The organism is Buttiauxella ferragutiae (assembly GCF_022637515.1).
Classification (GTDB): Bacteria; Pseudomonadota; Gammaproteobacteria; order Enterobacterales; family Enterobacteriaceae; genus Buttiauxella; species Buttiauxella ferragutiae.
In genome coordinates this window covers 2,817,664-2,832,305 of the sequence record NZ_CP093332.1, presented here as the reverse complement: position 1 = coordinate 2,832,305, position 14,642 = coordinate 2,817,664, and the positions used below count along the sequence as shown (strand labels likewise).

12 protein-coding genes are annotated in these 14,642 nt (G+C 49.1%); 7 read left to right on the top strand and 5 right to left on the bottom strand.

What is annotated here, in order from left to right; all coding sequences use genetic code 11:
- Positions 1–20 precede the first annotated feature (20 nt).
- The 6 genes from pduB (at position 21) to MNO13_RS13020 (ending at position 7,336) form a co-directional block, all read left to right on the top strand.
- Positions 21–806, top strand: coding sequence for a propanediol utilization microcompartment protein PduB (pduB, locus tag MNO13_RS13045; RefSeq protein WP_064546891.1), 786 nt, complete (start codon positions 21–23; stop codon positions 804–806).
- 52 nt (positions 807–858) lie between these two features.
- Positions 859–2,370 carry an aldehyde dehydrogenase family protein gene (locus MNO13_RS13040; RefSeq protein WP_241938840.1) on the top strand — a complete coding sequence of 504 codons (1,512 nt, stop codon included), beginning with the start codon at positions 859–861 and terminating at the stop codon, positions 2,368–2,370.
- Between the two features lie 11 nt (positions 2,371–2,381).
- Positions 2,382–2,681, top strand: coding sequence for a BMC domain-containing protein (locus tag MNO13_RS13035; protein WP_064546887.1), 300 nt, complete (start codon positions 2,382–2,384; stop codon positions 2,679–2,681).
- 84 nt (positions 2,682–2,765) lie between these two features.
- Positions 2,766–5,303, top strand: coding sequence for a glycyl radical protein (gene grpM, locus MNO13_RS13030; protein WP_241938839.1), 2,538 nt, complete (start codon positions 2,766–2,768; stop codon positions 5,301–5,303).
- Positions 5,304–5,565: 262 nt separating this feature from the next.
- A complete protein-coding gene (locus MNO13_RS13025; RefSeq protein ID WP_133521428.1) occupies positions 5,566–6,489 on the top strand; it encodes a glycyl-radical enzyme activating protein in 924 nt (307 codons plus the stop codon).
- Between the two features lie 37 nt (positions 6,490–6,526).
- Positions 6,527–7,336: an MIP/aquaporin family protein gene (locus MNO13_RS13020; protein ID WP_241938838.1), complete on the top strand. Its 810-nt coding sequence runs from the start codon at positions 6,527–6,529 to the stop codon at positions 7,334–7,336.
- A gap of 122 nt (positions 7,337–7,458) precedes the next feature.
- On the opposite strand, the gene MNO13_RS24355 is transcribed toward MNO13_RS13020, so the two are convergent.
- The 5 genes from MNO13_RS24355 to pepT form a co-directional block, all read right to left on the bottom strand.
- Entirely contained in the window at positions 7,459–7,863 is a 405-nt protein-coding gene (locus MNO13_RS24355) for a BMC domain-containing protein (protein ID WP_277881106.1), read from the bottom strand.
- Positions 7,864–7,890: 27 nt separating this feature from the next.
- The gene (metK, locus tag MNO13_RS13010; RefSeq protein ID WP_241938837.1) at positions 7,891–9,039 is read right to left on the bottom strand and encodes a methionine adenosyltransferase; all 1,149 of its coding nucleotides are present in this window, start codon (positions 9,037–9,039) and stop codon (positions 7,891–7,893) included.
- A gap of 145 nt (positions 9,040–9,184) precedes the next feature.
- Positions 9,185–10,237 (bottom strand): response regulator transcription factor, encoded by a 1,053-nt coding sequence (locus MNO13_RS13005; protein ID WP_064546880.1) that lies wholly within the window; start codon positions 10,235–10,237, stop codon positions 9,185–9,187.
- 18 nt (positions 10,238–10,255) lie between these two features.
- On the bottom strand, positions 10,256–11,485 hold the full coding sequence (locus MNO13_RS13000; RefSeq protein WP_133521433.1) for a sensor histidine kinase: 1,230 nt from the start codon (positions 11,483–11,485) through the stop codon (positions 10,256–10,258).
- A 136-nt stretch (positions 11,486–11,621) separates the two neighbouring features.
- Positions 11,622–12,851, bottom strand: a complete 1,230-nt coding sequence (pepT, locus tag MNO13_RS12995; RefSeq protein WP_237930028.1) for a peptidase T — start codon at positions 12,849–12,851, stop codon at positions 11,622–11,624.
- Between the two features lie 134 nt (positions 12,852–12,985).
- On the opposite strand from pepT, the gene MNO13_RS12990 reads away from it, so the two are divergent.
- Entirely contained in the window at positions 12,986–14,599 is a 1,614-nt protein-coding gene (locus tag MNO13_RS12990) for an ABC transporter substrate-binding protein (protein ID WP_237930029.1), read from the top strand.
- Positions 14,600–14,642 lie beyond the last annotated feature (43 nt).

Genomic DNA, 14,642 nt, shown 5'->3' with positions numbered 1-14,642 from the left:
AATGCCAGAGGATACTGACCATGAGAGATAATCTTGTTGAGCAGATTATATCTGAAGTAATGAATAAACAGACTGATGTCAGTGCAACGGGTAAAAATACCGCCAATATTCCCGCATGTGGTTTAACAGAATTTGTTGGCACTGCAATGGGGCACACAATTGGTTTGGTGATTGCCAATGTCGATAATCAATTACATGAAGTGATGAAAATCGACAAGAAATATCGCTCCATCGGTATTCTTGGCGCGCGTACTGGGGCAGGGCCACATATATTTGCGGCTGATGAAGCCATTAAAGCGACCAACAGCGAAATATTATCCATTGAGCTGGCTCGCGATACAGAAGGCGGTGGTGGACACGGTTGCCTGATTATTTTCGGTGCAACCGATGTTTCTGACGTGCGTCGTGCCATTGAAGTGGCGCTGGCAGAAATCGACCGCACCATGGGCGATGTTTACGGTTCTCCCGCAGGCCATCTGGAATTTCAATACACCGCACGCGCCAGCCACGCGTTGAACAAAGCATTTGGTGCACCGGTGGGCAAATCCTTCGGCATGACCTGTGCTTGCCCGGCGGCAATCGGCGTATTGATAGCTGACGCCGCAGCAAAATCAGCCATTATCGAGCCGATTGGTTACGCCAGCCCGGCAAACGGCACCAGCTTTAGCAACGAAGTGATCTTCACCTTTGCCGGTGATTCCGGAGCGGTTCGTCAGGCAGTGATTGCGGCACGAGAAGTCGGGTTGCAACTGCTCGCCACCCTGGACCCCGCACCGATTCAGTCTGCTACCAAACCTTATATCTAGGCCGCGGGCGCAAAATGCTTGTGAAGCGATGTGCAGCAAGGAAATTAACAGCATGAATGATAATGACATTGCTCAGGCGGTTTCGAACGTGCTGAGTAAGTACACCAAAACCACGCCGGATGTCGCTCCACAGGCCAAACCTGCTGCCACAACCGGGCAGGAAAGCGACCCACTGGATGCGATTATCGCTAAAGCGTTGGCACAGCAACCTGCAATTTCTGTGGTTCGCGAGCCAATGACCGCGGGCAGCGGCGCTTTCGCCACAATGGATGAAGCCATTGCGGCGGCAGTGGTTGCCCAAGTTCAGTATCGCCACTGCTCGATGCACGACCGCGCCACCTTTATTCAGGGCATCCGCGAGGTTTTCCTGCAAGATGATATCTTGCGTGCCATCTCGCGTATGGCGGTGGAAGATACGGGGATGGGGAACATAGAAGATAAGTTCACCAAAAACCGCCTTGCGGCGCTGAAAACACCGGGGCTGGAAGACCTCACCACGGGGGCGTTAAGCGGTGATAACGGCCTGACGCTGACCGAATACTCAGCGTATGGCGTGATTGGTTCGATTACGCCCACCACCAACCCCACCGAAACCATCATCAATAACAGCATCGGGATGCTGGCGGCGGGAAATACCGTGGTATTCAGCCCACATCCGCGTTCGCGCAACGTTTCATTGTATGTGGTTGAATTAATTAACCACAAACTGGCAGATCTGGGCGCACCCGCCAATATGGTCGTCACCGTGACGCAACCTTCCATTGATAACACCAACGCGTTAATCAACGACTCGCGCATCAATATGCTGGTGGCGACAGGCGGCCCGGCGATTGTGAAAACCGTGATGTCATCGGGGAAAAAAGCCATCGGTGCTGGCGCAGGTAACCCGCCCGTGGTGGTAGATGAAACGGCAGATCTTGAAAAAGCGGCCCGCGACATCGTGAAAGGATGCAGTTTCGATAACAACTTGCCGTGCATTGCGGAAAAAGAAGTGATTGTGGTGAACCAGGTGGCGGATTACTTGATTCATTGCATGAAAAAAAGCGGAGCGTATTTGCTGTGTGACCCGAAACTGATTCAGCAACTGCAAACCCTGGTGTTAAACGAAAAAGGTACGGGCCCGAATACTGCTTTTGTCGGCAAAGATGCACGCTACATTCTGCAACAACTGGGTGTGAATGCGCCGAGTGACACAAAAGTTATCTTAATTGAAACTGAGAAACATCATCCATTTGTGGTGCATGAACTGATGATGCCGGTGCTGCCGGTGGTGCGGGTCGACAACGTCGATGAAGCGATTGAATTAGCAGTACAAGTCGAACATGGCAACCGCCACACCGCCATCATGCACTCTACCAATGTCGACAAACTCACCAAAATGGCACGTCAGATCCAGACCACTATTTTTGTCAAAAATGGGCCGTCATATGCGGGCCTGGGCGTCGGTGGAGAAGGGTACACCACCTTTACCATTGCCGGGCCGACCGGTGAAGGTTTGACGTCGGCGCGGGCTTTCGCCAGAAATCGCCGTTGTGTGATGGTTGAAGCGCTGAACGTGCGCTGAGGTGCCAGAAGATGAAAAAACGCATCATTAATGCACCCACACCTGAAACCCTGGCGATGCTGAAACGGCGGATGCCCAGTGAGTTCCGCTCACGTCTGGACTCGATTCGCATTGATGCGATTGGCCTGGCGATGTTGCCAATACCCGATCTCTATTTCTTTGCCGATGTCGCCAGTAAAAGTGCGCATGTTGTGGTTTCGGAAATTCATGGCAGTTGCCCACAACACGTTACCACCCTTGCCATATTTGGCGAAGTGTCAGCCGTTAATGAAGCCATGCGATTAATAACAGACGACGTTAATACATTCTGAGCATTTGCGATGGAAAGAATATGACTTCTCGCAGGTGATTTCTCTGAAGCCTATTAGATTAAATAACTCATTCCGGGAGTATTTATGTTAGAGAAAGGTTTTACTCATCCAACCGACCGTGTTGTCAGACTCAAAAATATGATCCTACAGGCTAAGCCTTATGTGGAATCTGAGCGTGCAGTGCTGGCAACCGAAGCTTATAAAGAAAGTGAGCAACTGCCTGCTATTATGCGTCGGGCAAAAGTGGTTGAGAAAATATTTAATGAATTACCGGTAACGATACGTCCAGACGAATTAATTGTTGGCGCAGTGACTATTAACCCGCGCTCTACAGAGATCTGCCCGGAATTTTCTTACGACTGGGTAGAAAAAGAATTCGACACCATGGAACATCGTGTTGCCGATCCTTTCATTATTCCGAAAAAAACCGCCCAAGACCTGCATGAAGCTTTTAAATATTGGCCGGGTAAAACCACCAGCTCGCTGGCGGCATCGTATATGTCAGAAAGTACCAAAGAAAGTATGGCGGGCGGCGTGTTCACCGTAGGGAACTACTTCTACGGCGGCGTAGGTCACGTGAGTGTGGATTACGGCAAAGTGCTGAAAATCGGTTTTCGCGGCATCATCAATGAAGTGACGCGTGCGCTGGAAGCGCTCGACCGCAGCGAACCGGGGTACATCAAGAAAGAACAGTTCTATCGCGCGGTAATCATCAGCTATAACGCCGCGATTAACTTTGCTCATCGTTATGCGCAGGAAGCGACTCGCCTTGCTCAGCAGGAAAGCAACCCGACGCGTAAACACGAACTTGAGCAAATTGCCCAGAACTGTATGCGGGTACCTGAATTCGGCGCGACCACCTTCTGGGAAGCGTGCCAGACTTTCTGGTTCATCCAGAGCATGTTGCAGATTGAATCCAGCGGCCACTCTATTTCCCCAGGGCGTTTCGACCAGTACATGTACCCGTATCTGGTGGCAGACCAAGCTATCTCCAAAGAGTTTGCTCAGGAACTGGTGGACTGCTGCTGGATCAAACTTAACGACATCAACAAAACGCGTGATGAAGTCTCCGCGCAGGCCTTTGCCGGTTATGCGGTGTTCCAGAATTTATGCGTCGGCGGCCAGACCGAAGAAGGGCTGGATGCCACCAACGACCTGAGCTACATGTGTATGGAAGCGACTGCCCACGTTCGCTTGCCGCAACCGTCGTTCTCGATTCGCGTCTGGCAAGGTTCGCCTGATACCTTCCTGTATCGTGCTTGTGAACTGGTGCGTTTGGGGCTGGGTGTACCAGCAATGTACAACGATGAAGTGATCATTCCGGCGCTACAAAACCGTGGCGTATCGCTACGTGATGCGCGTGATTACTGCATTATCGGCTGCGTGGAACCACAAGCGCCACATCGCACAGAAGGCTGGCACGATGCGGCGTTCTTTAACGTGGCAAAAGTGCTGGAAATCACCCTCAACAACGGGCGTGCCGGTAGCAAACAACTCGGCCCTGTGACCGGGGAAATGACCCAGTACACTAACATTGACGATTTCTATACCGCGTTCAGCAAACAGATGGCGCACTTTGTTCATCAACTGGTTGAAGCGTGTAACAGCGTCGATATTGCGCATGGCGAACGTTGCCCGTTGCCGTTCTTGTCGGCATTGGTGGATGACTGTATCGGGCGCGGTAAATCTTTGCAGGAAGGTGGGGCAATCTATAACTTCACCGGCCCGCAGGCATTTGGTATCGCTGATACCGGCGACTCGGTTTATGCCATCCAGAAGCAGGTATTTGAAGATCGCAAACTGACGCTCAGTGAACTGAAAGGGGCGCTGGACGCCAACTTTGGCCATCAGGTGGGAAGCGTGGCGGCGAAATCCACTTTGGGTGAGCAAGACGTCTACGAAGTGGTAAAACGCATTATTGATAGCCACGGCTCGCTTGATGCGGCGGCGATTAAAAATGAAGTTTACCGCCAGCTTGCCAGCGTATCTGCGGCTCCAGCAGCCAGCGGCAACAACTCTCGTTTTGAAGAAATTCGCCATATTTTGGAAAACACACCGTGCTTTGGTAACGACATTGACGATGTTGATTTCGTGGCGCGTCGCTGTGCGCTGATTTACTGCCAGGAAGTGGAGAAATACACCAATCCGCGCGGCGGCCAGTTCCAGGCAGGCATCTATCCGGTTTCGGCTAACGTGCTGTTTGGTAAGGATGTGAGTGCGCTGCCGGATGGCCGCCTGGCGAAAGAACCGTTGGCCGATGGCGTTTCTCCGCGCCAGGGTAAAGATACCTTTGGCCCGACAGCAGCGGCAAATTCGGTGGCAAAACTCGACCACTTTATTGCTTCTAACGGAACGCTCTACAACCAGAAATTCCTGCCATCCTCACTGGCGGGGGAAAACGGTTTGCGCCACTTTAGTGGCCTGGTGAGAAACTACTTCGACAAAAAAGGGATGCACGTTCAATTTAACGTTATTGACCGTAACACCCTGGTGGAAGCGCAAAAAAATCCTCAGCAGCATCAGGATTTGGTGGTGCGCGTCGCCGGATACAGTGCGCAGTTTGTGGTGCTGGCGAAGGAAGTTCAGGACGATATTATAAGCCGTACCGAGCAACAGCTTTAATTAATATTTATACCCGTCATCCTTCAAGCTGCAGGGGTGTTGGCTGCACTCACTAACCCCAGTCACTTACTCAAGTAAGCTCCTGGGGATTATGAGCCTAGTCCATGAGGCTCACCCTTCGGGCCAGCGCAAGCGCTGTTCAAATCTGTTCCAGACAGATTTGTAGCTCCCTTGCCGCCTACCTGCAACTCGATTGCTAACGGGTATCGAACCTGTGGGTCACATGACCCTTTTATTAATTGCTGCTTAGGGCGTGAGCAATATGCTAAATAATAAAGTCGATGACCAAATGGAAGGCGTGTTATTTAATATTCAGCGCTATTCTTTGCATGATGGCCCCGGCATTCGCACCATTCCTTTTTTAAAAGGATGCCCATTATCATGTAAGTGGTGTAGTAATCCAGAATCACAACGGCCACAACCGGAATTAATCTTTAAAAAGAATGACTGTATTCGTTGTGGCAAATGTGTGGATATTTGCCCGCAGCGAGCGTTATCAGTCACCAATCCTTATTTCATTGACCGTTCAGCTTGTATTCAGTGCGGGAAATGCTGCGAAGTTTGCCCAACTCAGGCTCTGGAAATGAAAGGTAAACGCATGACGGTGGCTGACGTAATGCGTGAATTACAAAAAGAGGAAAACCTGTACCGGCGTTCAGGTGGCGGTATTACGCTATCTGGCGGCGAACCGCTGGCACAACCGGAGTTCGCTCGTGAATTACTGAAAGCGTGCAAGGCAAAGGGTTGGCACACCGCCATTGAAACAACTGGTTTTACTCAACCTGAAGTGATTGATGAAGTATTCCCGTATGTTGACCTCGCACTGGCTGATATCAAGGCGATTAATCCCACAGTGCATCTCAGTAACACCGGTGTGGATAACCGCCGCATTCTTGAAAACCTGATCAGAATGTCGTTTATCACTAAGGTCATTGTGCGTATTCCGGTAATTCAGGGTGTTAACGACAATGTTGAAGAAATCCGCAGTATCGGTGAGTTCGCCCGCTTAATGTCGAATGTCGACACCATTCATTTATTGCCTTATCACTCTTACGGCGAAAATAAATATCAGCTTTTAGGCCGTATTTATCCGCTGGGTGATGTTCAAAAAATAAGTGAAGAAAAAATGACGCTATTAAAGAATGAAATAGAGTCATTAGGGTTTCAATGTCATATCGGCGGTTAGTCGATATATGAATAATCAATCACAAACAGGGTAACCTATGAACGATTCACTCAGAGCCCAATGCACCGCGGAATTTCTCGGCACCGGATTGTTTATGTTTTTTGGTATCAGTTGCCTGGCGGCAGTAAAAGTCGCTGGCGCGAGTTTTGGTTTGTGGGAAATATGTATTGTCTGGGGGTTGGCCATCTCGCTGGCGGTCTATTTAACTGCTGGGATCTCCGGTGCGCATCTTAACCCGGCGATTACCATTGCATTATGGTTATTCGCCTGCTTCCCGGCGCGCAAAGTACTCCCATACAGCATTGCCCAAATTGCCGGTGCTTTTGGCGGTGCAATGCTGGCTTATCTGATGTATCACAACCTTTTCACGGACTATGAGACCGCGCACAACATGGTTCGGGGTAGCGTAGATAGCCTGCAATTAGCCAGCATTTTCAGTATCTTCCCGTCGCCAGCTATTAGCGTCTGGCAAGCTGCGTTTGTAGAAATCGTCATCACTTCTATGCTGATGGGTTTGATTATGGCGCTGACTGATGATGGTAACGGTGTGCCTCGCGGCCCATTAGGCCCATTGTTAATTGGTATTCTGGTGGCGGTTATCGGGGCGGCGACCGCACCATTGACCGGGTTTGCGATGAACCCTGCTCGTGATTTTGGTCCTAAATTATTTACGTTCTTCGCCGGTTGGGGAGAGGTATCAATGACCGGTGGCCGTGATATTCCTTATTTCATTGTGCCGATAGTCGCGCCCATTATTGGAGCCTGTCTTGGGGCGGCAATCTATCGCTTCGGTATCGCGAGGAATTTGCCGTGTAATACGTGCAAGGTGGAGGATAGCCAATTGTAGTTTACGAGATGCAGCGTCGGATGGCGCTGCGCTTATCCGACCTACGCGGTTTCATAAGACTTTGTTTTCATAGGGTGGATAAGCGCGAGCGCGCCATCCACCATTACCAGTCGACTCACGGCTTAGCGCTTTTTATGTTTCCCTGAACCCGGCTTTTTCTTGCTTTCGTCTTCTAACATCACTATCGGTATTTCAAGACTGACCACCGGTGGTGCTTGTTGCGTTTTTACCGGCGCAAGCCCCACGGTATCGGCGGAGTGAATAAAGTTATCAATACCCTCGGCGGTGCGCGCGATAACCCGATGAGCGTAAACCGTGCTCACTTTGTTCGCCGCCGCTACACCTGCGGCAACCGCCGCATTAATCGAGCCTACATCGCCTTCAAATTTGACGGTGACCATGCCGCCACCTTTAGTCAGTTCATAACCTACCAACTGGACATTGGCGGATTTCATCGCGGCATCAGCGGCTTCGATTGCCGCCGCCAGCCCAATGGTTTCAATCAAACCTAAACTTTGCCCGGACATAACGTTCTCCTGTGAAAAACTTTGGGGTTAGCGCGCATCAGCGCGCAGAACCGCTGCTTTATCCGTTTTTTCCCATGGGAAAATATCCCGGCCAAAATGGCCGTAGCAGGCGGTTTGACGATAACGTGGCACCAGCAAATCCAGCGATTTTATGATGCCGTAAACGCTGAGATCAAAATGACGAGCGACCCGCTCCTGAAGGGTACTGGCGGCCAGTTTCCCGCTGCCAAAGGTATTGATACGAATCGACACGGGGCGAGGCAGACCGATAGCCCACGCCAGCTGGACTTCACAACGTGTTGCGAGACCTGCCGCGACAATATTCTTCGCCACATAACGCGCCGCATAGGCAGCTGAACGGTCAACTTTTGAGGGATCTTTTCCTGAAAAAGCGCCACCGCCGTGGCAGGCAGCACCTCCGTAGGTATCGACAATAATTTTTCTCCCCGTCAGGCCGCAATCACCCACCGGGCCACCAATCACAAAGCGCCCGGCGGGGTTAATCAGAAAACGGGTTTGCGGGGTAAGCCACTGAGCAGGAATCACCGGTTTTACAATCTCTTCAATAACCGCTTCGCGCAGTTGCTCCAGTGAAATATCCGGGTGGTGCTGCGTGGAAACCACAATTGTATCCGCAGCCTGGATCTGGCCGTTGTGATAACGCAGCGTTACCTGGCTTTTAGCGTCCGGTAGCAGGAAGGGCAGTCGTCTGGACTTGCGCAACATCGCTTGTCGCGCCATTAAACGATGAGCGTAAACCAGCGTTGCGGGCATCGCTTCGGGGGTTTCGTTACAGGCAAAACCAAAGGTGATCCCTTGATCGCCTGCGCCGAGTAATTCGCGAGTGGAGCCCGCAATACCGCTGGCAATATCAGAAGATTGTTTACCGAGGATATTGAGCACGCCGCAGGTATTACCGTCAAAACCGAGATCGGAATGGTCATAACCAATGGCTTTAATCGTGTTACGAACGATGGATTCAATATCCACCACCGCAGAGGATGCGATTTCCCCGGCAACAATGGCGATACCGGTTTTCACCATGCACTCGCAGGCGACTTTTGACCACGGATCCTGGAGCAGATACGCGTCCAGAATGGCATCGGCAATCTGGTCGGCCATTTTGTCCGGGTGCCCTTCGGCCACGGATTCGGAGGTAAATAGATAATCGTCCAAAGGGGATCCACTATGAAAAACAGGATTTCTCCATCTTAGAGGGCAAGGCTGGCTACAGAGGTAAACTATCTTGTTGGCATGGTGGACTTTTTTGCTTCACCCACAACGCCTTGCGCAATATTGCCAAGGCGAGTGGGGGGAGCGATTAATGCAGTTCGGGAGAGACAATTTTGCGGTAGTCAGATGGAGCCATACTGGTCTCTTTTTTAAAGATGCGGCAGAAATAATTCGCATCCTGGTAAGATAATTCAAGGGCAATGGTATTGACCTTAAGGTTACTGAATTGCAACAGCGATTTCGCAATGCTTATTTTTCGGCTGGCAATATAATTTGAAAAACCGGTGCCAATATTTTTCTTAAATGCACGGCTTAAATAGCAGGTGCTCACGAAAGACTTCGCGGCGATATCGTCAAGCGTGAGATTGTTTAACACATTCTTTTCGATGTGGAATTTTGCCCGCTCGGTGAAGTCCATATTGCCGTTGAAATGCTTCAGAGCATGGTCAAACACTTCTTCACTGATGGTCAGCAGGCCGATCATTATCCGGTAATAGGCCGTGCTGGTTAAACCGTGCTGGGTTATATCCTGAATGAGTGCGGCGATTTTTTTCCCGGTAGGCACCATTTTGTCGCCCTGCGTCGTAATATATTGATGCAGTATTTCCAGCACATCCGTCACGGTTTTACGTTGATCGGCCGTCAGCGATTTGCGGGTGCAGGCATCATCGAGTTTTTTAAAGATAAAACTGTGCCATTGGGCGTAATCGCAACTTTCGATCAGGCAAATAATGGTCTGTTTTAGCTCTTTGAGCGCGGCAATATCGGCTTCATTAACATCCAGCGTCTTTTTAATGGTTTCGGTCAGAATGCTTTGTTTCACCGGTTTAAGCAGGTAGTCGTCAACTTTCAGGTTCAACATGCTGCGGACCAGATCAAAATCGTCATTGGCTGTCGTGACGATCACTTTGGTATCATTGTTTTTGCTTTTTAAATACTCAATAACCTGATTGCCGTTAGGCAACGGGATATTAATATCGACAAACATCATATCGATCTGTTCCAGCGTATCAATGAGATGAATGGCTCTTTTCCCAGTGGCGGCTTCATGGATCACCGCATTATCCACGCAACGTGAAATAATGCGCCGTAATGACTCAGTTTCAATCGGCTCATCTTCCACAATAACAATGTTGTACATGTTAACTCTCCGTCGTTATCAGGCTTGCAGCATAGGGAAACGCAGTTTGATAGTGGTGCCCATTGCGGGTTGATGAGCACTGATAATTTCCAGCCCATAACTTTCACCAAATAACAAGCGCAGGCGGTCCTGAATATTATTAATACCGATACTGCCTTTCAGGCGATTTTGATCGCCTGATAAAATATTGGCAATGTTCTCTTGTGAAATGCCATCGCCATTATCGGTGACTTCAAGAATAACATCACGTCCATCGTCGACTGCACGTATCAGGAGGAAACTGCTGGTATCCCGTGGCTCAACTACGTAATTGAAGAAGTTTTCGACCAGCGGTTGTAGTATTAAGAACGGGCAGACAATATCAAGATATTTATCGGGGACGTCACACTGGTAATCAAAACGGTCGCTCATTCTGACTTTTTGGATCGACATATAACTCTTAACATAGTTTATTTCATGATTCATGGTAATTAACCCATGGTTACTTTTGCGTAATAAATAACGCATCATGTCAGAGAAGTCATGAACCATTGTTTCGGTACGCGTGGCATCTTCCAGGTAAGCCAGTCGTCCGATAGTATTTAAAACATTAAACAAAAAATGGGGGTTAATTTGATAAGACAAGGCTTTAAATTCAGCCTCATGTAATGAACGTTCAATCTCAACACGTTTTCTGAGTTCATCAGTAAGTTCCAGATCTTTTTTATGCAACTCACGTTGAATATTATTAGCATGAGCTTGTTCGACTAAATAAGAAGAAACATGCAGCAGTGTGGAGGCGGTGGACTCAAAACGTTCATAAGGCATTCTTTGGGTGTTGTCATGTAAATTAATTAACCACGGGTTTTTCTGCCAGACCTCATTATTATCCAGAATATATGGAATGGTTTGCTCCATTTCCTCTTCAACTTTTACCTGGCCAGAAATAAAGGCCCCCAGATAATGGTCATTAATCATGATTGGCACGGCAAACTCGACAAACCCGCAGTAACAGCGATACACCACAGGTTTAAGGGTTTCCATTGCTGCCCGGCCACCGGCGTTGTCGCTTTCATGGCAATGTTGGGCAAGTGCTGAGTTAAGGCGGGAACGCGCACAAAAATTGGAAAACCCACTCGGAGTCGTCACCGGAATGCCATCGTTATCAACCACCACGAGGGCAATCATCATCGACTTGCTAAAATTATCCTGTAACGTCTGAAGCCGTTTGACATCAAGAAATTCGTGTAATTTATATTTATTATTCATTCCAATTTCCGACCAATTTAATTATTGACAGACATTGAAAATATATCCTAAAGGCTCCAGTAAAAAATTGAATCGGGTCACATGCAGCGTCAGAAGGGAAGACGGGTTCACGCTAACACCAGAACCCGGAATAGATCTATTTTGCGGCCAGCAGGCAAAGTTTTAATGCCACGTTATACGAAGCTTCAAATGCCCGTAGTGGTAAAAACTCAAACTTAGAGTGGAAGTTATGTGCACCAGTAAAGAAATTAGGTGTTAATAACCCTTTGGCGGAAAGTGCCGCGCCGTCAGTGCCGCCGCGCATCGGAATAACTTTCGGCTCGATATTCAACTCTTTCATAGCATCAAAAATAAGATCAATGGCCCGGCGATCTTCTTTAATGGCGTTGCTGATATTACTGTAAGTATCACTGATGGAAACGTCGACTTTAGCTGTTGGGTGCTGTGCAGCAATTATCGCGGCGACATCACGAATCTGTTGTTTACGTGCTTCAAACGATTGGCCATCAAAATCACGAATATTCGCCTTCAATATCGCGTCATTTTGGGTGGTGTTCAAGCCGTTAAACCAGATATAACCTTCGCGTCCTTCGGTATTCTCTGGCGTTTGATTACGGTCGAAATGGCTAATAAAATCGTGCGCCATTAATAATGGGTTCACTAATACGCCTTTGGCTGACATCGGGTGGGCGGTTACGCCAGTAAAACGAATCTCAGCATGGGCGGCGTTAAAGTTTTCATACACCACTTCGCCTAATTCACAGCAGTCGATAGTCCAGGCAAAATCGACATCAAAGCGCGCAAGATCCAGCGCTTTTGCGCCGCATAAACCAATTTCTTCATCGGGTACAAAGGCGACAACAATATCGCCATGCGACATGTCAGGTGTCAGGTTTTCCAGCAGCGTCATCACCACCGTAACGGCAGCTTTATTGTCGGCGCCCAGCACGCTGGTGCCATCGCTAAAAATAATTTCTTCACCTGGATAGGCGAGGATTTCCGGGTGTTCAGATGTGCGCAGCCAGACATCTTGTTGTGGGTTAAGGCACAGATCTTCACCGTTAAAACGCAACACCTGCGGGTGAATATCCGGTGACAGACCGACATCGACGGTATCAATGTGGGTGATAAACCCAACGCGTGGCGCTCCTTCAACGTTGCCTTTTTTGACTGCCGTGACGGTGGCATGTTCGTCAATCACTACATCATCAAGACCGAACTCACGCAGTTCGCGGGCGAGTAACTGCGCCATTTCATGCTGGCCGGGTGTGCTTGGCAAAGTGGTTGCACCGGCCTGGCTTTGGCTGGTGATCGCGAGGTAGCGGAAGAAGCGTTGCGTTAATTGGTTTGCGAGCGGCGATGACATTGTTAATCCTTCTTTTGGAATCTGCTGGATATATTCAATTGTTTGCAATCTACTTTTAATGTTATTTATTAAGCTGCTTTGCACAAGCGTTAATTCTTTCTGGGTCAGGAAAATATAAAATTATAAGGGCAGGCATGAAAACTTCTATCACAACACTCTCAACAACAACCACAAAACTTGCATTGATAATAGCCGCGTTGACAGTCAGTTCCACTGTTGCGGCCAAAACATTAGTGTATTGTTCCGAAGGCTCACCGGAAAACTTTAACCCGCAGTTATATACTTCCGGGACCAGCGTTGATGCCAGCGCGGTACCGGTTTATAACCGTCTGGTGGATTTTAAAGTAGGTACCACTGAATTGCAGCCAAGCCTGGCTGAAAGCTGGGATGTCAGCGAAGACGGCAGGGTCTATACCTTCCATTTGCGCAAAGGGGTGAAATTCCAGAGCAACAAATACTTTAAACCAAGCCGTGATTTTAACGCTGACGATGTCATTTTTTCGTTTATGCGTCAGAAGGACCCAAAACATCCTTACCATAATGTTTCCAATGGAAACTATTCTAATTTCGAAAGTTTAGAATTCGGAAAATTAATTACCGCTATTGATAAAGTCGATGATAATACCGTGCGCTTTACCTTGACTCATCCTGAAGCGCCATTTATTGCCGATCTCGGCTGGTATTTTGCCTCTATTCTTTCCGCTGAATACGCCGACAACATGTTAAAAGCGGGCACGCCAGAACGCGTGGATATGGACCCAATCGGCACAGGACCATTCCGTCTTGCACAATATCAAAAGGATTCGCGCATTCTGTTTACCGCATTTCCTGAATACTGGCAGGGTAAAGCCAATATCGACAAACTGGTGTTCTCGATAACTCCGGATGCCTCGGTGCGTGTGGCAAAACTTGAGAAGAACGAATGCCAGGTGATGCCATTCCCTAATCCAGCGGATTTGCCACGCCTGAAAGAAAACGCCGATATTAACCTGATGCAAAAAGCGGGACTGAATACCGGTTTCCTGTCCTTTAACACTCAAAAAGCGCCAACGGATAATGTGAAAGTTCGCCAGGCATTAGCCATGGCCATCAATAAACCGGCGATTATTGACGCGGTATTCCGTGGCACCGGAACAGCGGCAAAAAACCTGCTACCACCGGGCGTGTGGAGTGCTGACGACACGCTCAAAGATTACGAATATGACCCGGAAAAAGCCAAAGCTTTACTGAAAGAAGCAGGTTTCACCAACGGTATGACCATCGACCTGTGGGCGATGCCGGTGCAGCGTCCGTATAACCCGAATGCTAAACGCATGGCCGAGATGATTCAGGCCGACTGGGCGAAAATTGGCGTGACGGCGAAAGTGGTGACTTACGAGTGGGGCGAGTATTTAAAACGCGTGAAAGACGGTGAGCATCAGGCGGCGCTGATGGGCTGGACCACGGCAACCGGCGACCCGGATAACTTCTTCGGCCCGCTGTTTACCTGTCGTGCAGCCGATGGCGGTTCTAACTCGGCGAAATGGTGTTATCAGCCGTTTGATAAGCTGATCCTTGAGGCGCGGACGTCTAGCGACCACGAAAAACGTGTGGCGTTATATAAAGAAGCGCAGCAGATGATGCATGACCAAATGCCTGCGGTGATGATTGCGCACTCGACGATTTTCGAGCCGGTTCGCAAAGAAGTGACGGGCTACGAAGTTGATCCGTTTGGTAAACACATTTTCTACCAGGTGGATGTGAAGTAATTGGTTGTCGGATGACGCAAGCTTACCTGACCTACGAAAAGCG